We start from the raw sequence: 25,876 nt of genomic DNA on the forward strand, positions 1-25,876 counted from the left end.
AAGAGGTTTAAAATGAAACCAACAAGACTACAATGGGAAGATGTTATCCAGTTTGAAGAAGTAAAAGGTTATGGTCAGCACATTTGGAGAGATGGTAATAATCTTTATTACGTTACTGAGGAAGGAGGAATTGCCTCTCAGCGAGTGGTTTATGAATTACCAGATGAGTTATTTACCTTACTAGAAACCGGGGAAAGAACGCTACAAGAAGTTTACTGGAAGATTCAGAACGATTGTTGGCCACCGACGGAAGAAGAGAGAAGAGAATCTAGAAGAAAATTTATAAGTAAACATCCAGCTTCTTTGATAGATGTCCCTAAAAATAGGAAACTTTTTTCTAAGGAAGAACTTGAAGAGTTGATTCCGATTTCTGAGAAGCAGTGGATTGAATCTGAAGGAGAACTTCCAAATGATTATGTATCACCACTTAAGTAAGGAAGATATAAATGAAACCAACAAGACTACAATGGGAAGATGTTATCCAGTTTGAAGAGGTAAAAGGTTATGGTCAGCATATCTGGAGAGATGGTAATCATTTTTATTACGTTACTGAGGAGGGAGGAATTGCCCCGTGGTTTGATCAACCAGGAGGAGGAATATAGTTTAAATTAGATCCATTCTTTGCTAAACAGATAATGTCTATTCCTTCTGATGAGACAGCTATTATTAAAAGACTAATAGAATTTGGTTATTTGAGGAAATTATAATGTTTGATAATGAATATATTGTAAATTTGAAAAGGTTTATCAGCAATGTCGAAATTGTTTCAAGAAATAACAAGTTGCAGGTATATGATAATGTGGATATAATTTATATTCTAGAAAAAAGAGAAGACGAATTTTTTATTTTATTAAATGAAAGAGGGGGTATTTTAGAATGCTGTAAAATTCGTAACAAGGAGTTAGCGCAGTTATATTTTGCTATCTTTGTTAAAAGAGGAGTTACAGATTTTGAATTCCCACTGATGACTATAGTCAATGATATAGAGGATATCGAAATATTGAAAGAATACTTGAACAGAGAAAAACTTAATAATTTTTATTCGGTTGATTTTAGGACTAGAGAAAAAATAAATTTTTCTTCAGAGAGAAATAAGATTTATTACATAGATGCAAATGACAATGAATACAATCTATTTTACCTACCAAACAGAATGTTTCAAACCTTCTATGCATCAATTGTAAAATTAAAAACTATTAAAGAGTGGTTGATTCAACTGAATGATGCTAATGGACTAGGTGATGAATATGAGGCCACTTTGTTAGGGTATAGTTCAGAGGGAATTGAGAAGTTTTAATATTGAAAAAGGAATGAAAAAACCTAAATATCACCTTCATTAAAAAAACATAAAACTAACGGAGAAAAGGTTCAAGAGGTGTTTATGTCGGAAATAGTAAGGAAGGAATTAAAATTAGAATGGTTCTTACTGATGATAGGAAAATTATTACCGCCTATTCAACTGTTTCAGAATAGAAAGACAATTGAATGTTAAAAAGAGAATATAAATTATTTAAAAGTGTCGAAAACAGAAATGCACTTACGGTTTTGTATGATAGAGAAGATTATAAAATTATAACAACCTTCATGATTACAGAAGTTACTAATTTTTATCCGGATATTCGCGAAGCTTTGGAGAATGTCATTTCTGGAAATATGGAAGAGTACGCTTTTGATGGTAATTTGTTGGGGATCGAAGTTGGAAAAGAAATAACAGAAGTTTACTTCCAATTTGAGGAAGAAATATTAGGAGACCCTTGCTTTATTTCAACTGAAGAACTATATAAATTAGTAATGGAGTGGAAAGAAATGGAAGAAAGAATGAAAAGAGGGGAAGATATTTTTTCAGTGACCATAGAGGATTACTGTTGAATAGTCACCCCTGTAATCTCTCCTCTAGCTATTCCACCTATTTCATGCTAGAATAAAGAAAAACACATTTGGAGGCATTATGAATCAGACAGTGACTTATTTGCAGGAATTGACAGCCATTCCTTCACCGACCGGTTTTACACGGGAGATCGCAGACTACTTGGTCAAAACCATTGAAGGCTTTGGGTATGAAGTAACTCGGACTGCTAAGGGTGGGGTAAATGTGACCGTTCCTGGTGTGATCACAGACAAGCAACGCTACGTCACAGCCCATGTGGATACCTTGGGGGCTATTGTCCGCGCGGTGAAAGCAGATGGTAGACTCAAGCTAGACCGTATCGGTGGTTTCCCTTGGAATATGATTGAAGGGGAAAATTGTACAGTCCATGTAGCCAATACAGGAAAGACCCATTCGGGGACGATTTTGGTCCATCAGACTTCTTGCCACGTCTACAAGGATGCGGGAACTGTCGAGCGGACCCAGGACAATATGGAAGTCCGTCTGGATGAAAAAGTGTCCAATGAAAAAGAAACCCGTGCCCTTGGCATTGAAGTGGGTGATTTTGTCAGCTTTGATCCCCGGACCATTGTGACAGACACCGGCTTTATCAAATCTCGTCACTTGGATGACAAGGTGAGTGCAGCGATTCTCTTGAATCTTCTGCGCGTCTACAAGGAAGAACAGATTCAATTGCCAGTAACGACTACCTTTGCCTTTTCAGTCTTTGAAGAAGTGGGGCATGGGGCCAATTCTAGTATTCCGGCTGAAGTAGTAGAGTACTTAGCAGTGGACATGGGGGCTATGGGAGATGACCAAGCGACGGATGAATACACGGTATCCATCTGTGTCAAAGACGCTTCAGGACCGTATCACTACGAATTCCGTCAGCATTTGGTAGCCTTGGCAAAAGCCCAAGAAATCCCTTATAAGTTGGATATCTATCCTTTCTATGGTTCAGATGCCTCTGCAGCCATGAGTGCAGGAGCAGAAGTGAAACACGCTCTTCTCGGGGCAGGGATCGAATCTAGCCACTCATATGAGCGGACCCACTTGGATTCTGTAGTCGCAACAGAGCGCATGGTCGATGCCTACCTTAAGAGCGACTTGGTAGATTAAAAATTGGATCTACTTTTGTGAACTATTTTTAGAAAGAAAACAATGTTTTTTCTTAGAAAATAACATAAGAAGTTTTTTTATAAAATATCTAGTCCTTATAGTTTTTCAAATCAAAACTGAGACTTTCTGCTGTGAGAAAAGTGCTTGAAATAGAATCATTTCAAGCACTCGGGAGTTTTGAAACTTTAGGTTCAAAACTAAGTCATGGAACTTCGTAGAAGTTCGCTGACGTCCGTACTCACCTAAGGAAAGTCTCAAATAAGTCTTAAAGTTAAATTGATAACTACTCTCCAGGGTAGTTTTTTATAAAGAAAAAATTTTCTGAAAATTCCTTTTCTTCTGAAAATCTTTGTGGTATAATCTTAAAATAAACTTAAAATTTCTTAAGGAGTTTTACATGAAAAAAAGAAATGTCATTGCACTAGCGGGGGTTACTCTCCTTTCAGCTGCTCTTTTAGCAGCTTGTTCTGGAGGTTCTAAATCTACTAGCTCAAACAACGGTCAAAAATTCTCATATGTCTATGAGACAGAGCCTGAAAACTTGAACTACTTGACTTCAAGTAAGGCTGCAACCCATGATATCACTGGAAACTTGATTGATGGTTTGTTTGAAAATGATACTTACGGTAACCTGATTCCATCTCTTGCAAAAGACTGGACTGTTTCTAAAGATGGTTTGACTTATACTTATAAACTTCGTGATGATGCCAAATGGTATGATTCAGAAGGAGAAGAGTATGCAGCTGTAACGGCTAAAGATTTCGTAACTGGGATCAAATATGCAGCTGATAACAAGTCAGAAATGCTCTACATCATCCAAGATTCCATCAAAGGCTTGAATGACTATGTCAGCGGTAAAAATAAAGATTTCTCTGCTGTCGGAATTAAAGCAGTAGATGATCATACCCTTCAAATCACTTTGAACCAACCAGAAACCTTCTGGAACTCAAAATTGACTCTTGGGATTACCTTCCCAGTAAATGAGAAATTTGTGAAATCTAAAGGAGATAAATTCGCTCAAGCAAGCGATACAAGTTCTCTTCTTTACAATGGTCCATACATCTTGAAGAGCTTTACTTCAAAATCTTCGATCGAAATGACCAAGAACCAAAACTACTGGGATAAAGACAAAGTTTATATCTCAGATGTTAAATTGGAATTCTATGATGGTCAAGATCAAAGTAAATTGGCGAAATCATTTGCTGATAATAGTCTTAGCTTAGCAAAACTCTTCCCAACTGGATCTGGTTATTCAGAGCAAGCCAAGGAATTCAAGGATGAAATTACCTATACTCCTCAAGATGCTGCTTCTTATGTGATTGGTACCAACATCGATCGTCAATCATACAAACATACTGCTAAGAAAACCGATGAAGAAAAACAATCTACGAAGAAAGCCCTCTTGAACAAGGACTTCCGTCAAGCGATCAGCTTTGCTTTTAACCGTGAAGCCTATGCTGCTCAATTGAACGGAAAAGACGGAGCAAGCAAGATTATCCGTAATCTCTACATTCCACCAACATTTGTCCAAGCGGATGGAAAGAACTTCGGTGAGTTGGTTAAAACCAAATTGGATACATACGGAGATGAGTGGAAATCTACCAAACTAGACGACGGTCAAAATGGACTCTTCAACGCGAAGAAAGCCAAAGAAGAGTTTGCAAAAGCGAAAACTGCTTTAGAAGCAGAAGGTGTGAAATTCCCAATTCATATCGATATGCCTGTGGACCAAACGACTCCATCAAGAGTTCAACGGACACAATCCTTTAAACAGTCAGTTGAAGAAGCACTTGGGAAAGATAATGTTGTCATCGATATTCAAATGCTTTCCAAAGAAGACCTTCAAAATGCAACCCTCTTTGCGCCAAATGCGGCTGGCGAAGACTGGGATCTTTCTGACAATGTCGGATGGAGCCCTGACTACCAAGACCCATCAACTTACATGGATATCTTGAAAGCTTCATCTGGTGAAAATACTAAGACTTTCCTTGGATTTGACCCAAGTGAAAACAATGAAGCGGCTAAAAAAGTTGGTCTCTACGACTTTGAAAAGATGATCAAAGATGCTGGTGCAGAGACACAAGACGTCAACAAACGCTATGAAAAATATGCGGCTGCGCAAGCATGGTTGACAGACAGCGCCCTTGTCATCCCAACTTCATCATCAACTGGATGTCCATTCTTGACACGTATCGAACCATTCTCAGCACCATTTGCATGGACTGGTGGAAAAGGAAAAGACCACGTGATCTACAAAGGAATGAAACTGCAAGACAAAGCTGTGACAACTGCTGACTACAACAAAGCCCTTGAAAAATGGCAAAAAGAACAAGCAGAGTCAAACAAAAAAGCCCAAGAAGAAGTTCAAAAACACGTTAAATAAAGCTTCTATGCAGATAGATAAACGAAGAGAGTGGGACAGAAATCGGTCATTCGTTAGAATTTGATGTCGTCGTCCCACCTCCGCACAGTTGAGTAGGGCTATAAAAGCTGATGAAATCAGCGTAGTAGAGCCCACTCAATGCTCGACAATCCAAAAACAATTGAGAGGCTAGGACTTTTGTCCATGCCTCTTTTTTATGCATTTGAAAGGGCCTAAATTGGGGCTTTTACCCAATTTTCAGCCAAAAAGGCATCGGATCATCTAATTTTCAGAAAAAGTATGAAAACAAATAACCCTTTTATTTAGGTTCTTCTAAGCCGTTTTACGAATTAAAATTTTGATATTTACTAAAATCAATAAATATCTATAAAACATATTAATTTAAATAATTATTAAATTTTCCTTGACTTCTTCTATTTTTCGGAGTAGAATAGGTGACAATATATTCATAGAAGGTAGAGGTAATCGTATGGTGAAAGAAAAAGTAATACTTGCTTATTCGGGTGGTTTGGACACATCGGTGGCTATCACATGGTTAAAGAAGGATTATGATGTCGTTGCCGTCTGTATGGATGTCGGTGAAGGAAAAGACCTGAGTTTTATTCACGATAAGGCCTTGAAGGTTGGTGCGATTGAATCGCATGTGATTGATGTTAAAGACGAGTTTGCTGAAGACTATGTCTTGGTTGCGCTACAAGGACACACCTTCTACGAACAAAAATACCCTCTTGTGTCCGCTTTGAGCCGACCATTGATTTCTAAGAAATTAGTCGAAATTGCTCATCAAACGGGTGCCACCACCATTGCTCATGGCTGTACCGGAAAAGGGAATGACCAAGTTCGTTTTGAACTGTCAATTGCATCACTTGATCCAACCCTCAAGGTGATTGCCCCTGTTCGGGAGTGGAAGTGGTCACGTGAGGAAGAAATCAATTATGCCAAAGAAAATGGTGTGCCCATTCCAGCTGATCTAGATTCTCCTTATTCGGTGGACCAAAACCTTTGGGGGCGGGCCAATGAATGTGGTATTTTGGAAAACCCATGGAATCAAGCGCCAGAAGATGCCTATGATTTGACTGTAGCGCCAGAAAAGGCTCCAGATACGCCACTTTTTGTGGATATTGATTTCGAAGAAGGGGTTCCCGTGGCCTTGGATGGTAAGAAGATGAAATTGTCAGAGTTGATTCTGAAATTGAATGATCTGGCAGGTGCCCACGGAGTTGGTCGGATCGACCACGTTGAAAATCGGTTGGTCGGAATCAAATCACGTGAGATTTACGAATGTCCAGGTGCTATCACTCTTCTAGCTGCCCATAAAGATATTGAAGATTTGACCCAAGTCAGAGAATTAGCACACTTTAAACCAATCATTGAAAATGAACTGTCAAACCTTATTTACAATGGTCTTTGGTTTAACCCTGCCACAGAGGCTCTAATTGCTTATCTGAAACAGACACAAAAAGTTGTTAATGGAACAGCCAAAGTGAAATTGTATAAAGGAACTGCTACAGTGGTAGCTCGGAAGTCTAACAATTCACTTTATGATGAAAATCTCGCAACTTACACGAGTGCAGATACGTTTGATCAAGATGCAGCAGTTGGCTTTATCAAACTCTGGGGCTTGCCATCGAAGGTGCATGCCGAAGTACAGGCGCATCTAGACAAGTAGAAAGGATCTACTATGATAAACCATAAATTATGGGGCGGACGCTTTGAAGCTGCTTTAGAAGATTGGGTAGAAGAATTTGGGGCTAGTATCGGTTTTGACTACCGGCTTGCTCCTTACGACCTAAAAGGTAGCTTGGCCCATGTCAAGATGCTAGGTCAGACTGGGATTCTCACCCAAGAGGAAGCCAAGGCTATTGAGGCAGGGCTTGAGACTTTATTGGCACGTTATGAGGCTGGTGAATTACAGTTTGATGTGCGAAATGAGGATATCCATATGAATATGGAGGCTCTGTTGACAGAAGAGATTGGTCCAGTAGCAGGGAAACTGCATACAGCCCGTTCTCGAAACGATCAGGTGGCGACAGATATGCATCTCTATCTGAAGGATCAGTTGCGGCTGATTGATCAGAAGTTGTTGCATCTCCGTCAGGTTTTAGTGACACTGGCTGAAGAGAATGTTGAAACCATCATGCCTGGCTATACACACTTGCAACATGCCCAACCCATCAGTTTTGCCCATCACCTTTTGGCCTACTACCAAATGTTTACCCGGGATAGTCAACGTTTTGCCTTTAATATGGAGCATACGGATCTTTCCCCACTTGGAGCAGCAGCTCTAGCTGGGACGACCTTCCCAATTGATCGCCAACTTTCAGCAGATTTGATGGGCTTTAAGGGAATTTACCACAATTCGCTGGATGCTGTCAGTGATCGTGACTTTATCCTTGAGTTTTTATCCAATAGCAGTATCTTGATCATGCATCTCTCTCGCTTTTGCGAAGAGTTGATCAATTGGTGCAGTTATGAGTACGGATTTGTCAGCCTATCAGACACCTTTAGTACCGGATCTTCGATCATGCCACAAAAGAAAAATCCAGATATGGCTGAATTGATCAGAGGCAAGAGCGGACGGATCTATGGCCATCTGATGGGACTCTTGACCATTATGAAATCCTTGCCACTTGCCTACAATAAGGACTTGCAGGAAGACAAGGAAGGGATGTTTGATACGGTCGACACCATCCAGAAGTCCCTTGATATCATGGCAGGAATGCTATCTACGATGACCGTCAATAAGGATCGGATGCTAACGTCGACTCAAAAGGATTTTTCAAATGCGACAGAATTAGCAGATTACCTCGCAAAAAAAGGAATTCCTTTCCGAAAAGCGCATGAGATTGTCGGCAAATTGATCCTTGAATGTACTAAAAATGGACTTTATTTGCAGGACATTCCTATAACACGCTATCAGGAAGTTTCTCCATTAATTGAAGAAGATATCTACCAGGTCTTGCAGTCAGAGTCAGCTGTTCAGAAGCGAAATTCCCTTGGTGGAACAGGATTTGAGCAGATTCAATTGGAATTGCAGAGGGCCAAAAAGGACTTGGAAAATTATTAAAATAAGTAAAGCATCGTGAAAATTTACGATGCTTTTATTTGGAGTATTTTTAGGATATTGCTGCGATGGAGATGTAAGAAAAATTGATATTAAAACGCTTACATAGTATAATGGGAGTGTTGATTACAAAAAGTTAGGAGACTGATATGAAAAAGAAAACAATGGTTTCCATTGTCGCATCGAGCTTACTGATCGCGCCAATGGTTTTGCACCAAGTAGCAGCAGATGAGCAGACAGAAGAGTTAGCACCATCGACTGAAGTGGTCCATGTTCCATCGACTGAAGCAACACCGACAGCACGTGACACAAGTACTAGCTCTAGTGAAGAAAGCGCAAGCACAAGTGAGGCATCGCTGGATCGGGTGGCAGGTGCCAATCAAGTAGCCTCTGCTACAGAAGAACACTCAAGACAAAGTGAGCCTACTGTTCCAGTAGCAACTCCAGCAGTAACAAACAGGGAAGCTGCACCTCAATCCACTCCTACTTCAGAAGCACCGGCAACAAGTCAGGACTTGGCAAAGGTCACAGGTTCGACCCTTGCAGCGGATCAGACCTCTAAAGAGTTGACAGTGCAAGATGCTGTTAATGGCTTGCTTCAATGGGCAGCAACGGATCCAAGCCAATTAGGCCAAAGCCAAGCAGATCGGGAACGCTTTGCCAGGAGTTTAGGTTTGATTGAAACATCAGAAGATCTGACTCGTAAGGTCAGTCAGCCAGAATTGGCCAAGATGTACGAAACAGCTAAGAAACTCTATGATGCTTATCGAGCTGAAAAGAAAGCTCCTCTCTTTCTAAATGGTCGGGCCCAGCCTATTTTCCCTTATACGACGGGAGAAAAAGCAGACGAAGACTACAAATATGAGGATAGCCAAATTGTGCGCTTCCCAGTCTATGTCGAAACGGACTACGACACCGATGCAGATGGCAAGCCAGACTTGGTCAAAGCCATTGTTCAATTACCAAAAGCAGTCGCGCAAGGGGATTTTAAGGCAGCGACCATCCTTGAAGCGCGTCCTTACGTAGCAGGAACACTAGATGAAAACTACGTGACCCTTGAAAGTCTGGGGCTTCCGACAGACGGCAGCTATGATATGAAGAAACTGCACAGTCAACCTGCAAAGAGACAGCCAGTTGGCAGTGAGACGACAGAAGAAGCAGCGAAAAAAGCCAAAGCATCGGATTGGTACTACTACAGTCCCTACGAGTATATCTATGACTACGAAGATCTCAACTGGTATGACTATTTCTTGGTCAGAGGCTATGCCTTTATCTCAAGCGCTGGACTTGGTACCAAGGGATCAGAAGGATTTAACACGACAGGGTCTGACCTCGAAATCAATGCCTTCAAGAATATCATCGAATGGGTCAATGGCAAACGTAAGGCCTACACCGATAAGACTAGCAATATCGAAATCAAGGCAGACTGGGCAAGTGGCAATGTCGCAATGACCGGTCTATCCTGGGCTGGCACCACAACCTTTGGTGTGGCAGCGACAGGCGTAGAAGGCCTAAAGACCATCGTTCCAGCAGCAGGGATTGCTTCTTGGTATGATTATTTCAATAGCCAAGGGACCCAATTTGGCAATGCACCTTATAGTGACCTTTCATGGCTCTCCCTCTACGTTAGCACGCGGATGCTGGACCAAGACGACTGGGCAGGGATTTGGCAAAAATATGCCAACTACATCAACCAATTGAACAAGGACCAGTACGCTCATGATCGCAACTACAGTGATGTCTGGAAGGAGCGGGATTATACCCTTCATCCAGAAAATCTCAAGACCAGCGCCCTGATCGTCCATGGCTTGAACGATGACAATGTCAAGACCAAACATTTTGAACTCATGTACGATGCGCTCAAGAAAGCGGGCCAAGATGTCAAGCTCTATCTCCACCAAGGAGACCACGTCTATCCAGCGGCTATGTCTCGTGGCTATGGGATCACAGCCAAGGGCCAAGATTTCTATGACCTACTCAATACCTGGCTGACCCATTACCTCTATGGTGTGGACAATCACGTCGAAAGTTTGCCAGCAGTTCTAGCTCAAAATAACTATGATCCAAGCAAGTGGACCAGTTATGACAACTGGAAGAGCAGTCAACGCCTCATCCTAAATGCAAGCTCTAAACGTCTGGAAGAAACCATTTCTAGTGATTATGCCGGAGCTGGTGTAGAAGTTGCCAAGCGCGACGAAACCGTGAGCCAAGGATCTTCAAAAGCCAACATGACTTTCGTTTCGGAAGTGACAGAAGATACCACTATCAAAGGACATATCCCCGTTCATTTTAAGGCTGCTCTGGCCAAAGGTCAAGGAAAGAATTTCCAACTCAATGCTCTTCTGGTAGACGTGGCAGATCAAGACTTTGACGTGGTAGGAAATGGTAGTGTCAAGCAAGATAAAACAGCCAACGCTTTCTGGATGGGAAGCAATTTAAGCAACTTATCTGTAGCCGAATACGAAACCATCAAGACCAAGTACAAGGTGATCGCAAAAGGCTGGATCAACCTTGCCAATCCTGAGTCTGGCTACGATTCAGCAAGCTCTCGCGCAAGTATCGAGCCTAAAGTTGGGGAATACCATGATTACACCGTTTATCTCCAACCTAATCTCTATACGGTTAAGAAAGGTCATAAGTTAGCCCTAGTCTTTAACACCTATGACCCGTCTGATTTAACGGTGGAGCATCCATATGAAGTGAGCTTTAAGACAGATTCTATCCAGGCTGCGATTCCAATTGTCGAAAAGACCCGCGCCCAAAAGGCAAGCTATCTACCAAGTGCAAGCGATACAGACTATGCAAACCTTCCAGAAGTTGAAGGTGCGGCTCTAGTTGCGCCAGAAGTGCACTATATGGAAGAATACACCCTTCCAAACCCAGAATACTTCGTCCAACCAAGCCTAACTGTTCCTGAAAAAGAAGAACAGATGCAAACAGGATCAGCTGCCCAAGAGCACCCTCACCTTGCTCTAGCTGTATCCTATGGGCCACGATTTGTTACCACGACTTCAGAACCAGTTGCAGAAGATTCTCAAGAAGTGATTCCTGCAGTAGAAGGAGGGCGTGCGGACCATACGCTTCCACAAACAGGTAGCAAAGAACATGCTCTGGGTCTCTTAGGTCTGTTTACCCTGACAGCTTCTATCCTCATCTTTTGGCGCAAGAAGAAGGTAGATGCCTAAGGAGTCCCCGTAGCAAATATTTCTAAAATGGCCTCTTTTAGTGTAAAATAAAAGTAGAAATGCAGAATCAGTAGTCACTACTGAAAAAGGAGGAAATATGGCACACGTAATCACAGATGCAACCTTTGAACAAGAAACCAGCCAAGGCCTTGTTTTGATTGACTTTTGGGCAACTTGGTGTGGTCCATGTCGTATGCAAGCACCGATCTTGGATCAGTTAGCAGAAGAAGTCCATGAAGATGATCTGAAGATCTGTAAGTTGGATGTTGATGAAAATCCAAACACAGCTCGTCAATTCGGTATTATGTCGATCCCGACTCTTCTCTTTAAAAAAGACGGCCAAGTCGTCAAACAAGTGGCTGGTGTTCATACGAAAGCCCAATTAAAAGAAATCATTGCAGAATTGAGCTAAAAAGAAAACTCGTTTTCCAAACTGGAAAACGAGTTTTTTGATGGTGTGCTTTTCTTTAAAATAAAGACAGCAAACATTGACAGCGCTTTCTTATCATGCTAAAATGAAGCTGTGTTTCCTATAAAATTTTTACAGGAAAAAATTCTCCTAGGAACATGTAGATCCTAGGAGAAAATCATATTTATTGGTTATTGGCCCTCTGTATCTTGGGCTACCCAAACACTAACGGAGCGTTCTGCGACTGGGAATTCAGCAGTACCATCTTCCTGAACTTGCACGGTTTCATCACAGTTTCCTAAGGCGTCGTGGTAGGTGAGACCAGCGTATTCTGACCCGATCTCCATAGTCTTAGTGGTTGCTTGGCTATTTGAAAGCAAGCACGCAATTGGTGCAGATTCTTCAGTTCCAGAGCGTGTCCAACCGATGCAATTGGGATCATCGAAGTAGTCGGTTTGCTCACCATAGGCAAGATCCTTCCGGATCCACAAGAGACGATCGAGGACTTCTTGGAAAGATTCTTGAGCATGATCTCCCTCGATACCGTAGTAGTCCCCATAAAAGACACATGGCAAACCAGCTTCACGAAGCAAGATCAAGGCATAGGCAGCAGGTTTAAACCATTCCTCAATCGTAGATTCCAATGCTTGCCCTCGTTGGGTGTCATGGTTGTCCACAAAGGTGACAGCCTCTTCAGGATGGTTCAAGGCCAGTGTACCATCAAAAATCGTTCGAAGGTCGTAATCTGAGCCTTCTTGTCCAGCCCGGAAGAGATTTTGGTGGAGGGCCACATCGATCAAGTCGTATAAGTAGTCAATACTTTCCAAGTACTCATCGTTGGTTTCTGTATCGCCATTCCAAAATTCACCAAAGACGTAGAAATCTTCTCCATATTTTTTGGTGATATTGTGGATGAAATTTTTCATAAAGAAGGAGTCAATGTGCTTGACTGCATCCAGACGGAAGCCTTCAACACCAGTCGTTTCGATAAACCAGTCTGCCCACTGATCAAGATTTTCCACGACTTCAGGGTGCTTGAAATCAATATCAGCATACATTAGGTAGTCGTAGTTTCCGTTTTCCTTGTCTACCAGATCTCCTTGGGCCCAACCTTTGTTGTCCCCTTGGATTTGGTAGATCCCATTCTTATTACGAGAAGCATCGTAGTCAGTACCGGTGAAATGGTACCAATGCCAGTGGAAGTCATTATAGGCTCCATTTCGACCATCAAAGGTGAATTTAGTCCATCCTTGAATGGTGAAGGGCTCAGTGAGAACCTTGTTTCGATCCATCGGATCGACCTCAACAACCTCGAATTCCTCTAAGCCATCAGCTGCAGCTTTATGGTTGAGAACGACATCGGCCATTGGTTGAATCCCAGCATCTTTGAGGGCTTGGATGGCTTGAAGATAATCTTCTTTGAAGCCATATTTGGTGCGAACCGTTCCTTTTTGGTCGAACTCGCCCAAATCAAAGAGGTCATAGACCCCGTACCCAACGTCATTGTTAGAAGTAGCTTTAAAGGCAGGTGGCATCCAGACTTTACGAATGCCCAAGTCTGCTAAGTGTTGCGCATCTTCAGCAAGACGCTTCCAGTGGTTCCCATCAGCGGGCAAATACCACTCAAAATATTGCATTAAGGTTTGATTTTCCATCGTTATTTCTTCTTTCATGTGAATGTCCTTATTTTACCAAAAATAGTTGGATGGGACAAACGTTTGCGCTGTAATGTAGAATAATATCTATTGAATAACGGAATAAATTCGTTTTTTAATGATATAATAGGTGTATCACCTAGTTATTTTACGACCATATTCTATAAATTTATGATAATGGAGTATTCTTATGAACGTGAAACAAACGAATAGAGATTGCATCGAAACGATTTTTACTGAAGCCTTGGCTATTCCAAGCTTTACCAACACGGAGACAGAGCAAGGTATCGAAGCTTACCTAGATCAACGGATTGCCCAGATTCCTTATTTTAAGGAACATCCGGACCACTTTGGGCGCTACCAGGTGCCAGAGGATCACTTGCATCGGTCGGTCAATTGGGCCTTGGTCGATAAAGGCAAGAAAAAAACTCTTATCCTTTTCCACCACCATGATACAGTCGATCTTGAAGACTATGGACAGTTGTCGGAGATCGCGCTTGATTCTGATAAAGTAGCAGCAGCCTTGAAAACACTGGATCAGCGACCAAATATGAAGGCTGATTTAGCTTCTGGTCAATGGAAATTTGGCAGAGGGTCTTGCGATATGAAAGCAGCCTTGGCCCTTCAATTAGGGGTCCTAGAAGCCTATGCGGCGGATCCTTCAGGAGGTCAGGTCAATCTGCTCTATCTCTCTGTTGGCGATGAGGAATCCTATTCACGTGGGATGCGGGGAGCTTTGGGGCTCCTGACAGATTTGCAGGAAAAGTTTGATCTGAATTATGTATTAGCAGTGGATTCAGAGCCCTTTGAATCGGATCTAGAAAAAGAAAAAGTCCTTCACATTGGCACAGTCGGCAAACTCATGCCAGTCGTTGTGGCCCAAGGTGTCTTGTCCCATATGAAGGAGCCCCTTAAAGGGATCAATGCCTTGTCGCTCTTAGTAGCCATTGCAAGTCAGCTAGATCTTCATCCCGATCTTGCTGATCAGGCGCTGGGAGAAACGTCTCCCCTTCCTTCTTGGTCCTATCTCAGAGATTTGAAGGAGCAGTACGATGTATCGACCGTGCTTTATGCGGCTGGTTATTTTAGTGTTCTTCATTTGAAGAAAACACCTCAAGAACTCCTAGAGCGGATTGATGAGCTTAGTCAGGAGGCCTTGGATGCTTTCTACAAGAAGTATGAGCATTTGCAGGATCAGGCTGGCCAAGACCATATGATTGCAAGGCCAAGAGTTATCACCTATCAAGAACTAGAGGAACGTTGCCAAGCCATAGAAGGCTACCAAGACTTTAGGGAAACTTCTAATAAAAAAGCGGAACAAGATTTTCGTAATGGGACCAGCTACCAGAGCCTTGCAATTCAGCAAATCCAGCGACTCCTAGAGTTTCTCGGAGATAAGGATCCCCTGGTGGTCATTGGCTTTGCACCCCCCTATTATCCTTCTATGAATTGCCGCTTTTTGGACAATACAGAACTAAAGATCGAGTCCTTGATCGCAGATTACCGCCAGTATCTGGACCAAAGAGGCTATAGCTTGAAGGTCGAAGAATATTTTATGGGGATTAACGACACCAGCTATTGTGCCTTAGAAAAGGATGTAGCCTCTTATCAAGTCGTCCTAGATAGCCTCGCCACTCCGGCTCAAATTTATGATCTGGATCTGGATAAAATTTCTCAAATTCAGGTTCCAGCGATCAATCTCGGGCCCTGGGGCAAAGAATTGCATAAGCGAGGAGAGCGGGTTTACCAAGAAGATTTCTTGGAGACCATTCCAACCTATCTGCTAGATTTGCTCTATCATTTCGATGATCTCTAATTACAATAGAAAACAAACACGATCCCAATGAGGATCGCACAAGGAGTTAGCATGATTACATTTCACGGAGTTACCAAAGATTATGATGGGCATATTGCCCTCAACCATTTGGACTTGACCATCGAAGATGGGCAAATTGTCGGCCTGATTGGCCACAACGGAGCCGGAAAGTCAACGACGATTAAGAGCCTGGTCAGTGTCATCACCCCAACCACTGGGACGATTGAAGTGGACGGTCAGGACCTCTATAGCCATCGGCTTGCGATCAAAAAGAAGATCGGTTACGTGGCGGATTCGCCGGATCTTTTCTTGCGTCTCACAGCCAATGAATTCTGGGAGTTGGTTGCGACTTCTTATGATATGAGTCAAAAAGACTGTGATCAACGCTTGGAAGAGCTTCTTACGATCTTTGATTTTCAGAGCCACCGTTATGAAGTGATTGAATCCTTTTCACATGGGATGCGCCAGAAGGTCTTTGTCATTGCGGCCCTTTTGTCAGATCCAGATATCTGGGTCTTGGATGAACCGATGACCGGGTTGGACCCGCAGGCTTCTTACGATTTAAAACAAATGATGCGCCAACATGCGGATCGCGGAAAGACCGTTATTTTCTCTACCCACGTCTTAGAAGTGGCCGAACAACTCTGTGATAAAATTGCTATTCTGAAAAAGGGAAATCTCATTTTCTATGGGACGATCGAGGAATTGAAGGGCCAACACCCTGAACAAAGCCTGGAAAGTATCTATCTCAGCCTAGCGGGGCGGAAGGAAGAAGGTGGCGATCATGCGTCTTAAGATCATACAACAGCTGGTCAATGTCAATATCATCTATGCCAGTCAGCCCGCTCAGATCGCAAGATTACGTGCCAAACAGGCCAAAAAACCGGACGTCAAACTCAATGTTGCCCGCAAATCGGTGCTCAACTATCTCACTTTAGGTTTTTTCTATTTCGTCTTGTTTGGCTTGCTCTTTAGTGTCTATGATTTTGTCAACCAACCAGCTTTCTTTGTCAATATGGTGGCCCTCTTTTCCTTGATGACCATTTCCCAAGGCTTTATGAGTTTTTACAATGTCTTTTATGAAAGCAAGGACCTGCAGTTTTATCGGCCTTATGCCTTTTCAGATGCGGAAGTCATTGCAGGAAAGAGCATCTCGGTCATCCTGACTCTTCTCATGGCTATTCTCCCGTTGATTAGTTATTTTCTGATCCTCCCTGTGCAGGCAGGTGGTTTCAATCCGTTAGGCATCCTGCTTGGGCTCTTTTGTGCCTTGATTCTCTTAGCTGTTCTCTTTTTAGCGACGATCATCCTCTCCCATCTGATCACCAAGACCCTCTTTTTTAAAAAACACACGACTCTGGTCTCCAACATCATGATCGGTATCGGTTCCCTCCTCAGTCTGGGCGCCTATCTTTATTTGAACTTAGTCCAAACCCATCGGGTGGAAGTGTCGGGTGGAGCGGATATTCCCATTCTTTTTCCACCTTTTGTTGCCTTTCTTCAGTTTATCCTCCATCCTTTTGATGGGGGAGTGATCCTTGGCATTCTGGGCTGGATCGCGGTGCTTTTAGTTCTGATCGCCCTGGTTCGTAAACTTGTGATCCCGCAGTTTTATGATGCAGCTCTTGCAGTTGCTACCAACCAAACCGTCAAAGAGCGCGTGAGAGCGATCCATGTGGGTCAGAAAGACTCCTTTAGACGATTTGTCATTCAGTATCATCGCAGACTCTTGCTTGATGGTACCCTCATGGTGCAGGTCCTCTTGATGATGAGCATTCTGCCTTATATTTTCTTACTCAGTGGAGCAGTAGGAGCATCGAAAAATATAGGAGGCCTCAGTCCTTACTTGACGCCCCAGTACCTCGTCCCACTGGCTCTCGTTGCCTTCTTGATCGGTGTTTTCAATAGTTTTGGAGGTTTGACTAGTATCGGTATTTCCCTAGAGCGAGAAAATTTTGAGTACTTGAGATCCCTCCCTATTGATTTCAAACGCTATCTCTTCATGAAGTTTTGGCTGCTCTATCTGGTGCAATCCATCCTTCCTGTCATTCTTTTGCTTGGCGTTTGTTTCTATTTTGGTGTGCATCCCTTGGGCATCCTTGCCATGTTGCTGATCTGGGTCGTAACAACCATTCCGATCTGTATTCGAGACTATGTCAAAGATTTTCAAAATTTTAGCACCAATTGGACCAATATCACAGAGTTGATGAGCCGTCATCGTGGGAATGCCGTCCTTCAGTCTATTCTCTTGATTGTCTTCATCTTTGTGATGTTTTTCTTGATTATTATCAGCTTCATTTGGACTTATCATTCCGTCAGCACCTTGCTGGCTGTGATCCTTTATAGTGTCATCCTGCTAATCGGAGCTGGGATCAGTTCTACCATCTACCGCAAAAAAATCCGCACTCTCTACCAAGAGATCGGAGAATAAAAAGAGAGAGTGGGACAGAAATCGGTCATTCGTTAGAATTCGATTTCGTCGTCCCACCTCCGCACAGTTGAGTAGGGCTGTAAAAGCTGATGAAATCAGCGTAGTAGAGTCCACTCAACCACTGCGTCTTGCTCGACAATCCAAAGACAAGAAGAGGCTAGGACTTTTGTCCCAGCCTCTTTTTAGTGCTAACTTAAATCTCATATCCCATGAGGAGTCCGCCTTCTTCGGCGTAGAAACTACAAAGTCCAGAAGTAGGGAGGACTTCGATAGCTGCATGGGCAAATTTCTCACGAACCAATTCAGAGAATTGCTCGATAAATTTTTCATTGTTACGGTGGGCGATGGTAATATGTCCGCCAGCATAACCCGCCTTGAGCAATTCCTCAACAGCAGCCTTGATCGCTTTCTTTTGCCCCCGTGCTTTTTGGAGTAACTCAAGGGTACCTGTCTTACTAGCTTCACCGACCATACGGATATTGAGGAGCCCGACGACAGTCCCGATCAATTTGCTGAGACGCCCATTTTTGACCAGATTATCAACCTTGGCCAAAACAAAGAGCAACTTGGTTTTTTCTTGGTATTTGGTGATGACTTGGACCACTTGCTCAAAGTCAAGGTCTTCAGCAACCAACTGGTTGAGCTTGCGAACGATCAGGTCCACCTCGCCCCCAGCTGACAAGCTATTAATGACGTGGATATTGGTATTTGGGTGCTCTTCTAGATAAATCTTCTTGGCTACCTCAGCACTATTGTAGCTACCAGAAAGGGTACCAGTAATGGTGACAACGACGATATTATCCGCCCCTTCAAAAGACCTCATGTAGTCATCTGGACTTGGACAGGCAGACTTAGAAGCGGTCGCAGTCGCATACATCTCCTCCATCATCTGATCGATATTGAGTTGGGCGTCATCTGTATAGATGGTCTCCCCCACTTGGATGGTCAGTGGGACACTGATAAACTCCGTATCTGGTGCCAGGTTGTCCAAAGAGCGGTAGTCACAGCCTGAATCCGCAATAATTTTCCATTTCATCAGTTCATACCTCATAATTGTATAAAAATGTACATTGACAAGTAGTTTGTCTTCTTTTACAATTATATCATGAAGTGTATGGTGATGAAAGTAGATATTATCAGGTGAGACACATAGAAAGTAAATGTTATGGCAGAAAGAAAAATATCCGAGAAATCCTTGGAAAATCTTAAACGATTTAACCAAGAAAACAATGCAATTACTCGTGAATCCATCGAAATTTCTCTCTTGCAATTGTTGGAGAATAAAGATCTGAAAAAGATCACTATTTCTGAGCTAGTGCGGCGTGCTGGGGTCTCTCGCGCGGCCTTTTACCGCAATTATGGCTCTAAAGAGGATATTTTAGAGTCTATCTTTCAGTCCAGTATTGCTAAGATTACCAAGTCATTGGATAGTTTCAATCTCAAGACAGACCTGTATCAAGTCTGGGTCTATCTCTTTAAGGAAGTCAAGAAAGAAGCCAAGATCATCAGCCTGGCCATTGATTACAATTCCGAGCGCCTTTTGACCAAGGCAGTTTATGATTTTTTGGAAAAACGAAATGGTGAGACTTCAAATGGTGCTGGCAGCTATCTCAATTCTTTCTGGAGCTCCGCCATCGTCTCTGTGATCTCCAAGTGGATCAAGGATGGCATGAAGATTCCCGCTGAAAAAATCGCGACATTAGGCCTTCCCCTCTTTCCACAAAAGAAGAAGTGAGAGTGGGACAGAAATCGGTAATTCGTTAGAATTCGATTTCGTCGTCCCACCTCCGCACAGTTGAGTAGGGCTGTAAAAGCTGATGAAATCAGCGTAGTAGAGCCCACTCAACCACTGCGTCTTGTACGACAATCCAAAAACAATTAAGAGGCTAGGACTTTTGTCCCAGCCTCTTCTTGCAACTATTCCCAATTAGTGAGGAAGTTGAATAAGTCGCAAAATTTCGGTATCATGGTAGGAGTTAACTTGTAGAATGAAACAATTAAGTCGGATTTTTAAGTGACTTTTTCAAAGTCAGAGCCAACAAACGTCAATTCACAACAAAGTAAATAACTAAGGAAATTTATGATTAACGATTATAAAGAACTAAGAAAACAATACAATATTCCGGCGATATTCATGCTGCTTATTCTAGCTCTACCATTTTTATATGCAGTGCAAGTGACTCAAAGTAAAAAAATTGCTCTCATTTGTTTTTTGATTTACTTACCATTTGAGCTGGTTCTAGTTATCATTAAAGATACTCTTTTAATCAAAAAGTTGAATAGTCTTATCTATAAGGACATAAATCTTGACTTGATGGCAAGCTATATTCTGAACCAAAAAAGAAAGAGTATCAAAACTATTAAAACGCGTGTACAGGTTGCCACTATTTTCTATTTCTATAAGATTGGTGACTTTGGATCCATTGAAGCAGTTGTAGACGAACTCAAAAAGATTCAAAAGTTTACAGATGTTGAACAAGTAAAATTAAACGAAATTCTATTGAATGCAAACTTATTTTCTAGACCTGATTTGAAGGAAGATGAGTTCGAGGAATTGCTCTCTGACTATTTAGCAGATTATGAACTACTCAAGATGGCATACAGAGCTCGTTATGATATACTGGTCAAAAAAGAGCCCAATGATGCCGTCCTAAAGGAAGTGACGAACAACAAGTTCTCACAATTGGAATCTATGTACCTAAGGGCAGTCAATGAGTACCTCAAAGGGAATAGAGATAAGGCAATGGAGCTATTTCGTACCATTGCGAAAGAAGATGAGAGATTGTATCTGGTCCGAATGGCTCAGGCCTATCTAGATAGTGAAAACTCAGGAGAAAAGAGTGTTTCACTTGGTGAAAGACAAGAAGAAGTCACTTTGAAATTATTGCGAATGAAGCTGATAGAAGTAAAACCAGCTAAATCAGCTAATCCAACAAAAGGGCTTGCTTTTTTCAAAGGCTGGAAAATCGCATTACTGTTAATTCCGCCATTTTTATTGTATGCGATGGTTTTAGTCGTAATAGGAGTCGTAAAAGAATTGGTTAAGTTTGTCCAATCGAAATTTGAAGACAAGTAAAGGAACGTTTTCGTTCCTAAAACATTGTAAGCAAACCGATTGAAAACAAAAGGCAAAAAATATATGGAATTAAGGTTTGAAAATTCAAGGATGAGTTGTTTTCAAATTGTCCAGTTAGATCAAGAATCAAAGAAGTATATCATGGATACAAGTACAATGAGTCCAAAGAGTTATTACTGGGGATTTAAAACAGATACGATTACAGTGGGTATGGTGGAGATCGAAAAGAATAACAATCAGTTCGAAATTAAGCCTACAACACCCGTAAGTACAACAATGGTAGCCATTATCGTACAACCAATTGTCAAAGTTGGTTACGATGTTTTAAAGCGGCTTTTTATTAAAAACAATCTTAGCGAGCAAGTGTTATTAAAGTTATTACTCTTTGCAATTTCTATGCTTATTTCTTACTTTGCCATTCTGATTTCATTAAAGGTGGCCCATGAAAAAGCAGATCAATGGATTTCTAAAAATAGCCATAAATACACGGTTACCTTTACAACTATTAAGAAAAGTAATGGAGGAGTATATCCTTTAGTTGGAGCAATTTTCATTTGTTTACTTTTCTTTCTTGGTTTGAATAATGGAACAGAAGGAGCTTTTTTGGTAATCAATGGAATCGTATCCTTATTCTTTTTCATGTTTACTCTAGGAAGTTACCCAATTGCTTATCCCTATAAGCAAGGCCAAATTGTTGTTAAAAAAATAGAAGAACAGTAGAAGTTTTATGATATCGTAGAAGTTACATAATTAGCAAATACCATTAATTCAGAAAGTGATTGAATAAAATAAATGGAAGTTAAGTTTAGAGCTTTGGATGTCTATTATTTTGGCATCCTTGAAATGGATGGAAAAAGGTATGTTTTAGATTCAAATTCGTTGACATCTAAAAGTTACTATTGGGGATTTGTTCCTAAGGAGTTCAAGTTGGATATCATAGAGTTAGAGGCTTCAAATAGGAACTTTGACAAAAAGATTAAAATGGCTCCAGAAGGTAGACGTTCGATAGCGATAAGTATTAGTGTTGCACTTAGTTCGGCTCTATATAGAATAGGGGCTGGAATTTTTAGATATTATAGCATTAGTCAGAATCTCTATTTAAAAATCTTGTTATTTCTAATTTCAATTCTGGTAGCTTTTGTCATTTATAGGGGAATCCTTTGGAAATCTCGAAATGAAATTGCCAGACGACTCACACCCAATCGTCCAAAGTATAAGATTGTCTTTCGAAATGTAAAGAAGCAGCGACAATTTCATGCTTATCTTTTTCTAATTCCGATCTTTATGATGTTTGGATTCTATATGAATACTCATGATGGAACTGAAGCTTGTTTTCTTTATATCAATGGCATGTTGGCTTATATTTATATTTGGATCGAATCAGGTAGTATTCCTATGGAATATGCATATCGTAAAGAATACATTGAATTTGATAGACTGGAAGCAGTGGATGAGGATCAATCTGATTACAAGGAAAATTAGAAGAGGTTTTGCATGCTTAAAAAAGCAAAAATAGAACAATTATCAAAAATCAATTTTCGTTACCGGATCTTACAAATGGACGGAGAGTCTTATTTAATCGATGCCGATCGTCCATTTTTCATCAGCTATTTCTTTCCATGGATTTTAAGCTTTATTCCTCATCTGGCCTATCCTTTAACCAAGGAAGAAGCGCAATCTCTGGCTCCTTCGGATCTTTCTAAAGTTCTCAATAAAAAAGATACTCAGAAGAAAGGTCTTGCTACAGCTTTTGGTGGGGGTGCAACTGCCATGCTTTTGTCCAAAGCCTTTCCTATTGAAAAGTATCTCTATTTTTCTTCGCATGAGTTAAATCTGGGAGTCTTGGCTCTAGTATTTAGCCTTGTAATAGGAATTCGGATATGGGTAAGCATTCGGAAACCGATGATCACCATTGTGAATAGTAACCAACCCATAAAGATATACCTCGTCGCAAATGATAGAAAGCATAGATTATTATCAGTGACAGCTCCAACTTTTTTTGCTGGGTTGGTTGTATTTTCATCTTGTGCAATATTTAGTAATATTGCCCCAAACTTTATCCTTCATATAGTTTTGTTCTTATTTTTATCGATCTTCATGTTTTCAGGTAATGTGCTATTTTTTTCACCAGTAGTTGATTACAAAGTGAAAATAAAATCTCCTAGAAAGGATCTGTTTAAATCGTGAAAATTACAAAGAAAAAAGTCATATACTCTTTGCTGGTTCTCCTCATATCTATTGGAGTCATCTGGTTTTCTTATCACACCTATGAGAAGCAGTATTATCGTCAATTTAGTCAATATAGTGGAAAAGCAAAAATTGATGACTATGAGATGATTGCAGATGGTTCAGGTGTCATCGCTCACTGGAAATCAGTAACGCCTGAGGAAGATAAAAAGAAGAAGGAGTATGGAGGTTCTTTAAATCTCAGACGCATTCAGGTTGGAGCTCACCATATTTTGCGTTCCAATATAAAAATGAAAGACAGTCCCTATTATTACGAGGAGCGTCCATCAAAAGATGAATATTGGACACTGAGCCTTTATAAGATCGAAGGAAAGAAACTAAAAGAAGAGAAAGAAATTGATTTATATAAAATTGTGGAGGATTTTGATTCCAATTATATTCCAACAGAATTAGGGGCTATATATAGTTCAAACGGAAGAGAACTAGCTGCGCTACAGATCCGAAGTATAAAGGATCCTACTATTCGGAAGATGATGTTTCTAGATTTGGAAACTCATAAACTGCAACGAAATGATCGTTTAACAGAACAGGTATATGGAAAGAAACCTATAGTTCAGTTATACGTTGCTTTAGATAAAGATCAGGGTAGTCTGGAATATTTACATTTATCCGATGGCAGTTTCTCTATTGATCCCAAGGACCTTTCAAAAACGCAATTCAAGAAATCTTCTAAAGCTTATCGGTTGCTAAGACAAAAGGATACTAAGGTGATGATCCTAAATCCACAGAATAGTGCTAATCGATATTCGAGGGGGCTGTCTGTATTTAAACTCTTTATGAAAAAGAGCGTGAATCTTTACCATGACGTCACCATTCCAGCTGAGCTTTCAAAAGATGGACAAGTCCATACAACACAGACTAAAGAAGAATTTGATCAAATTTATGATGTTGAAAAGGCTCGTAAGGTATATAATGAGATTGATTAAAGTAAGAAACTACAAAGGACAAGAACGATGATCGAAGAACGAATTCTTGCTGCTAAGCAGTATGTGAAAACCTTATTTGCTGATCGAGCGGATGGCCATGATGTGGCGCATACCCTCCGCGTTTATACCAATGCTATGAGAATCGCTCAAGCAGAAGGGCCATGTGATCTGGAGATAGTGGGCTTGTCTGCTCTTCTTCACGATGCTGATGATGATAAATTGTTTCAAACAGAGAATAATGCGAATGCTCGTAAGTTTCTAGAAGAGATCGGTACTCCTAAAAACCAAATCGACCAGATTTGTCGGGTGATCAATGCTGTTTCTTTCAGCAAAAATCGCGGTAAACATCCAGAAACGCTAGAAGGCAAGATTGTCCAGGATGCAGACCGCCTGGACGCGATAGGAGCTGTAGGAATTGCGCGAACGTTTTCCTATGGGGGGCACAAAGGGAGGTCCCTTACTGATACCGTCCAACATTTCCATGAAAAGTTACTCCTTCTAAAAGATGAAATGAATACGGAGACTGCTAAGCAAATGACAGAAAGTCGCCATCAATTTTTAATCACCTTTCTAAATGAACTAGAAAAGGAACTCTAACAAGAACCCCTGTCTAAAATGATTTCAGACAGGGGTCTTTCTTTAATCTTGCATCATAGCTAGAAGGTCTTCTGCTGTAGTGGTAGGGAGGATCCGGATTCGATTGAGGGAATAGAGGCCATTAGTGGAGCTGGCGAGTCCATTTTTAGTGGTGAGACCTAGTTTGTAGCCAGCTTTCTTGGCTTGGTCGATCGTGACTTGACTATAGCGACCAGATGGGTAGACGATGACGCTGGTATCTTGATCCAGCACCTTATCCAGCAGGCGTTTAGAAGCGACGAGCTCATTCTTTTGGGTCTCAAGGCTGGAATTAGCTAGGTCTGGATGATTCACCGTATGGCTTTCAAAGGTTACCTCAGCTTTTTTCATCTCTTTGATTTGGTCAAAGGTCAGGACATTTTCTTTTTCCTTTTGGGTAAAGTCCGTGATGATATTGTTCGTGGCCGTCATCTTGTATTTCTTAAGAAGCGGATAGACGATGGTATAGAAATCCTCGACGCCATCATCAAACGTCAGCCAGACATATTTCTTTCCTTTTGGCACTTCGTTCTTAGCGAGGATGCGATAGGCTTCCTCAGGTGTCAGGGTGTAGTAACCCGCTTTTTTCAGGGCCTTTAGTTGGCTTTCAAAAGTTTCTGGATCGACAATCAGATTGGCATTGGCAGCTTCGGACTCAGCCATATTGTGCACGGAGTGATACATGAGGATGGGAACTTTTGGATCTTTCTTGGTTTTAACCCACTCGATAGATGAACTATTGTCATCGAGAGAGGTTGTCAGACTGCTCGTTCCATTAGCCGCATTGAGCTGGCTGATCCGTTTCACTAAGAGAAAACTGCAAATACAGATACAAACCAGCAGGACTGCATTGATTTTTAATAGGATTTTGATTTTTTTAGGGACTCTTCGTTTGCTCATATTGCCACCGTTCTCACTATTTTCTCTATTGTACCATAAATTTGAAGGGATCGGAAAAGAAGGCTATGCGCTTAAGTGATTCACAGTAGCTAGGAGAGAAAGAGTGGCATGAAGATTCAGAATTTTTAAGACAATGGGCTGTCAAATGGCCAAGTTTTTGTTATAATGGAGCTATTATAGAAA

Annotated in this window: 23 protein-coding genes; 20 read left to right on the forward strand and 3 right to left on the reverse strand. The window is 41.4% G+C overall.

The window, feature by feature from the left end:
• The first annotated feature begins 12 nt into the window (after window positions 1-12).
• The 10 genes from HA044_RS07630 (at window position 13) to trxA (ending at window position 12,030) form a co-directional block, all read left to right on the forward strand.
• Window positions 13-435: a hypothetical protein gene (locus HA044_RS07630; protein WP_187540600.1), complete on the forward strand. Its 423-nt coding sequence runs from the start codon at window positions 13-15 to the stop codon at window positions 433-435.
• Window positions 436-446: 11 nt separating this feature from the next.
• Entirely contained in the window at window positions 447-602 is a 156-nt protein-coding gene (locus tag HA044_RS07635; protein ID WP_187540601.1) for a hypothetical protein, read from the forward strand.
• 104 nt (window positions 603-706) lie between these two features.
• Window positions 707-1,297 carry a hypothetical protein gene (locus HA044_RS07640; protein ID WP_187540602.1) on the forward strand — a complete coding sequence of 197 codons (591 nt, stop codon included), beginning with the start codon at window positions 707-709 and terminating at the stop codon, window positions 1,295-1,297.
• 188 nt (window positions 1,298-1,485) lie between these two features.
• Window positions 1,486-1,869, forward strand: a complete 384-nt coding sequence (locus tag HA044_RS07645) for a hypothetical protein (protein WP_187540603.1) — start codon at window positions 1,486-1,488, stop codon at window positions 1,867-1,869.
• 79 nt (window positions 1,870-1,948) lie between these two features.
• Window positions 1,949-2,986 (forward strand): M42 family metallopeptidase, encoded by a 1,038-nt coding sequence (locus HA044_RS07650; RefSeq protein WP_187540604.1) that lies wholly within the window; start codon window positions 1,949-1,951, stop codon window positions 2,984-2,986.
• 397 nt (window positions 2,987-3,383) lie between these two features.
• Window positions 3,384-5,369 carry a peptide ABC transporter substrate-binding protein gene (locus HA044_RS07655; protein WP_187540605.1) on the forward strand — a complete coding sequence of 662 codons (1,986 nt, stop codon included), beginning with the start codon at window positions 3,384-3,386 and terminating at the stop codon, window positions 5,367-5,369.
• 469 nt (window positions 5,370-5,838) lie between these two features.
• On the forward strand, window positions 5,839-7,038 hold the full coding sequence (locus HA044_RS07660; RefSeq protein ID WP_187540606.1) for an argininosuccinate synthase: 1,200 nt from the start codon (window positions 5,839-5,841) through the stop codon (window positions 7,036-7,038).
• Between the two features lie 12 nt (window positions 7,039-7,050).
• Window positions 7,051-8,436 carry an argininosuccinate lyase gene (gene argH, locus HA044_RS07665; RefSeq protein WP_187540607.1) on the forward strand — a complete coding sequence of 462 codons (1,386 nt, stop codon included), beginning with the start codon at window positions 7,051-7,053 and terminating at the stop codon, window positions 8,434-8,436.
• A 146-nt stretch (window positions 8,437-8,582) separates the two neighbouring features.
• Window positions 8,583-11,618: a CocE/NonD family hydrolase gene (locus HA044_RS07670; protein ID WP_187540608.1), complete on the forward strand. Its 3,036-nt coding sequence runs from the start codon at window positions 8,583-8,585 to the stop codon at window positions 11,616-11,618.
• A 97-nt stretch (window positions 11,619-11,715) separates the two neighbouring features.
• Window positions 11,716-12,030, forward strand: a complete 315-nt coding sequence (gene trxA / locus HA044_RS07675) for a thioredoxin (protein WP_187540609.1) — start codon at window positions 11,716-11,718, stop codon at window positions 12,028-12,030.
• A 188-nt stretch (window positions 12,031-12,218) separates the two neighbouring features.
• Here trxA and HA044_RS07680 read toward each other — a convergent pair whose 3' ends face one another.
• Window positions 12,219-13,700, reverse strand: coding sequence for an alpha-amylase (locus HA044_RS07680; protein WP_187540610.1), 1,482 nt, complete (start codon window positions 13,698-13,700; stop codon window positions 12,219-12,221).
• A 172-nt stretch (window positions 13,701-13,872) separates the two neighbouring features.
• Here HA044_RS07680 and HA044_RS07685 point away from each other — a divergent pair, with 172 nt between their 5' ends.
• From HA044_RS07685 to HA044_RS07695, 3 genes are read left to right on the forward strand one after another with little or no spacing between them, the layout of a single operon-like run.
• Window positions 13,873-15,498: a M20/M25/M40 family metallo-hydrolase gene (locus tag HA044_RS07685; protein WP_222935349.1), complete on the forward strand. Its 1,626-nt coding sequence runs from the start codon at window positions 13,873-13,875 to the stop codon at window positions 15,496-15,498.
• A gap of 51 nt (window positions 15,499-15,549) precedes the next feature.
• Window positions 15,550-16,293: an ABC transporter ATP-binding protein gene (locus HA044_RS07690; protein ID WP_187540611.1), complete on the forward strand. Its 744-nt coding sequence runs from the start codon at window positions 15,550-15,552 to the stop codon at window positions 16,291-16,293.
• A complete protein-coding gene (locus HA044_RS07695) occupies window positions 16,283-17,929 on the forward strand; it encodes a hypothetical protein (RefSeq protein ID WP_187540612.1) in 1,647 nt (548 codons plus the stop codon). Before HA044_RS07690 ends, HA044_RS07695 begins: the two co-directional genes overlap by 11 nt.
• A gap of 193 nt (window positions 17,930-18,122) precedes the next feature.
• Here HA044_RS07695 and HA044_RS07700 read toward each other — a convergent pair whose 3' ends face one another.
• Window positions 18,123-18,965: a DegV family protein gene (locus tag HA044_RS07700; RefSeq protein WP_187540613.1), complete on the reverse strand. Its 843-nt coding sequence runs from the start codon at window positions 18,963-18,965 to the stop codon at window positions 18,123-18,125.
• A 129-nt stretch (window positions 18,966-19,094) separates the two neighbouring features.
• On the opposite strand from HA044_RS07700, the gene HA044_RS07705 reads away from it, so the two are divergent.
• The 7 genes from HA044_RS07705 to HA044_RS07735 all read left to right on the forward strand — a co-directional run bounded on the left by HA044_RS07705 (window position 19,095) and on the right by HA044_RS07735 (window position 24,775).
• A complete protein-coding gene (locus HA044_RS07705; RefSeq protein ID WP_187540614.1) occupies window positions 19,095-19,664 on the forward strand; it encodes a TetR/AcrR family transcriptional regulator in 570 nt (189 codons plus the stop codon).
• A gap of 345 nt (window positions 19,665-20,009) precedes the next feature.
• A complete protein-coding gene (locus HA044_RS07710; RefSeq protein ID WP_187540615.1) occupies window positions 20,010-21,005 on the forward strand; it encodes a hypothetical protein in 996 nt (331 codons plus the stop codon).
• A 63-nt stretch (window positions 21,006-21,068) separates the two neighbouring features.
• The gene (locus tag HA044_RS07715; RefSeq protein WP_187540692.1) at window positions 21,069-21,725 is read left to right on the forward strand and encodes a hypothetical protein; all 657 of its coding nucleotides are present in this window, start codon (window positions 21,069-21,071) and stop codon (window positions 21,723-21,725) included.
• 72 nt (window positions 21,726-21,797) lie between these two features.
• Entirely contained in the window at window positions 21,798-22,487 is a 690-nt protein-coding gene (locus HA044_RS07720) for a hypothetical protein (RefSeq protein ID WP_187540616.1), read from the forward strand.
• A 12-nt stretch (window positions 22,488-22,499) separates the two neighbouring features.
• On the forward strand, window positions 22,500-23,192 hold the full coding sequence (locus tag HA044_RS07725) for a DUF443 family protein (protein ID WP_187540617.1): 693 nt from the start codon (window positions 22,500-22,502) through the stop codon (window positions 23,190-23,192).
• Complete coding sequence (locus HA044_RS07730; protein ID WP_187540618.1) at window positions 23,189-24,178, forward strand: hypothetical protein; 990 nt, start codon at window positions 23,189-23,191, stop codon at window positions 24,176-24,178. The genes HA044_RS07725 and HA044_RS07730 overlap by 4 nt, the downstream gene beginning before the upstream one ends.
• A gap of 27 nt (window positions 24,179-24,205) precedes the next feature.
• Window positions 24,206-24,775 (forward strand): HD domain-containing protein, encoded by a 570-nt coding sequence (locus HA044_RS07735; protein WP_187540619.1) that lies wholly within the window; start codon window positions 24,206-24,208, stop codon window positions 24,773-24,775.
• Between the two features lie 42 nt (window positions 24,776-24,817).
• Here the strand turns inward: HA044_RS07735 and HA044_RS07740 are convergent, their stop codons facing one another.
• Window positions 24,818-25,693, reverse strand: a complete 876-nt coding sequence (locus HA044_RS07740) for a polysaccharide deacetylase family protein (protein WP_187540620.1) — start codon at window positions 25,691-25,693, stop codon at window positions 24,818-24,820.
• Window positions 25,694-25,876: the final 183 nt, after the last annotated feature.

This window comes from Streptococcus sp. IMAU 99161 (genome assembly GCF_014435245.1).
In the GTDB taxonomy this organism is placed as follows: domain Bacteria; phylum Bacillota; class Bacilli; order Lactobacillales; family Streptococcaceae; genus Streptococcus; species Streptococcus lactarius.

Excerpts from the sequence above, each read along its gene's own strand:
- HA044_RS07630 (WP_187540600.1), top strand. The coding sequence starts at position 13 with ATGAAACCAACAAGACTACAATGGGAAGATGTTATCCAGTTTGAAGAA.
- HA044_RS07635 (WP_187540601.1), top strand. The coding sequence starts at position 447 with ATGAAACCAACAAGACTACAATGGGAAGATGTTATCCAGTTTGAAGAG.
- HA044_RS07640 (WP_187540602.1), top strand. The coding sequence starts at position 707 with ATGTTTGATAATGAATATATTGTAAATTTGAAAAGGTTTATCAGCAAT.
- HA044_RS07645 (WP_187540603.1), top strand. The coding sequence starts at position 1,486 with ATGTTAAAAAGAGAATATAAATTATTTAAAAGTGTCGAAAACAGAAAT.
- HA044_RS07650 (WP_187540604.1), top strand. The coding sequence starts at position 1,949 with ATGAATCAGACAGTGACTTATTTGCAGGAATTGACAGCCATTCCTTCA.
- HA044_RS07655 (WP_187540605.1), top strand. The coding sequence starts at position 3,384 with ATGAAAAAAAGAAATGTCATTGCACTAGCGGGGGTTACTCTCCTTTCA.
- HA044_RS07660 (WP_187540606.1), top strand. The coding sequence starts at position 5,839 with ATGGTGAAAGAAAAAGTAATACTTGCTTATTCGGGTGGTTTGGACACA.
- argH (WP_187540607.1), top strand. The coding sequence starts at position 7,051 with ATGATAAACCATAAATTATGGGGCGGACGCTTTGAAGCTGCTTTAGAA.
- HA044_RS07670 (WP_187540608.1), top strand. The coding sequence starts at position 8,583 with ATGAAAAAGAAAACAATGGTTTCCATTGTCGCATCGAGCTTACTGATC.
- trxA (WP_187540609.1), top strand. The coding sequence starts at position 11,716 with ATGGCACACGTAATCACAGATGCAACCTTTGAACAAGAAACCAGCCAA.
- HA044_RS07680 (WP_187540610.1), bottom strand. The coding sequence starts at position 13,700 with ATGAAAGAAGAAATAACGATGGAAAATCAAACCTTAATGCAATATTTT.
- HA044_RS07685 (WP_222935349.1), top strand. The coding sequence starts at position 13,873 with ATGAACGTGAAACAAACGAATAGAGATTGCATCGAAACGATTTTTACT.
- HA044_RS07690 (WP_187540611.1), top strand. The coding sequence starts at position 15,550 with ATGATTACATTTCACGGAGTTACCAAAGATTATGATGGGCATATTGCC.
- HA044_RS07695 (WP_187540612.1), top strand. The coding sequence starts at position 16,283 with ATGCGTCTTAAGATCATACAACAGCTGGTCAATGTCAATATCATCTAT.
- HA044_RS07700 (WP_187540613.1), bottom strand. The coding sequence starts at position 18,965 with ATGAAATGGAAAATTATTGCGGATTCAGGCTGTGACTACCGCTCTTTG.
- HA044_RS07705 (WP_187540614.1), top strand. The coding sequence starts at position 19,095 with ATGGCAGAAAGAAAAATATCCGAGAAATCCTTGGAAAATCTTAAACGA.
- HA044_RS07710 (WP_187540615.1), top strand. The coding sequence starts at position 20,010 with ATGATTAACGATTATAAAGAACTAAGAAAACAATACAATATTCCGGCG.
- HA044_RS07715 (WP_187540692.1), top strand. The coding sequence starts at position 21,069 with ATGGAATTAAGGTTTGAAAATTCAAGGATGAGTTGTTTTCAAATTGTC.
- HA044_RS07720 (WP_187540616.1), top strand. The coding sequence starts at position 21,798 with ATGGAAGTTAAGTTTAGAGCTTTGGATGTCTATTATTTTGGCATCCTT.
- HA044_RS07725 (WP_187540617.1), top strand. The coding sequence starts at position 22,500 with ATGCTTAAAAAAGCAAAAATAGAACAATTATCAAAAATCAATTTTCGT.
- HA044_RS07735 (WP_187540619.1), top strand. The coding sequence starts at position 24,206 with ATGATCGAAGAACGAATTCTTGCTGCTAAGCAGTATGTGAAAACCTTA.
- HA044_RS07740 (WP_187540620.1), bottom strand. The coding sequence starts at position 25,693 with ATGAGCAAACGAAGAGTCCCTAAAAAAATCAAAATCCTATTAAAAATC.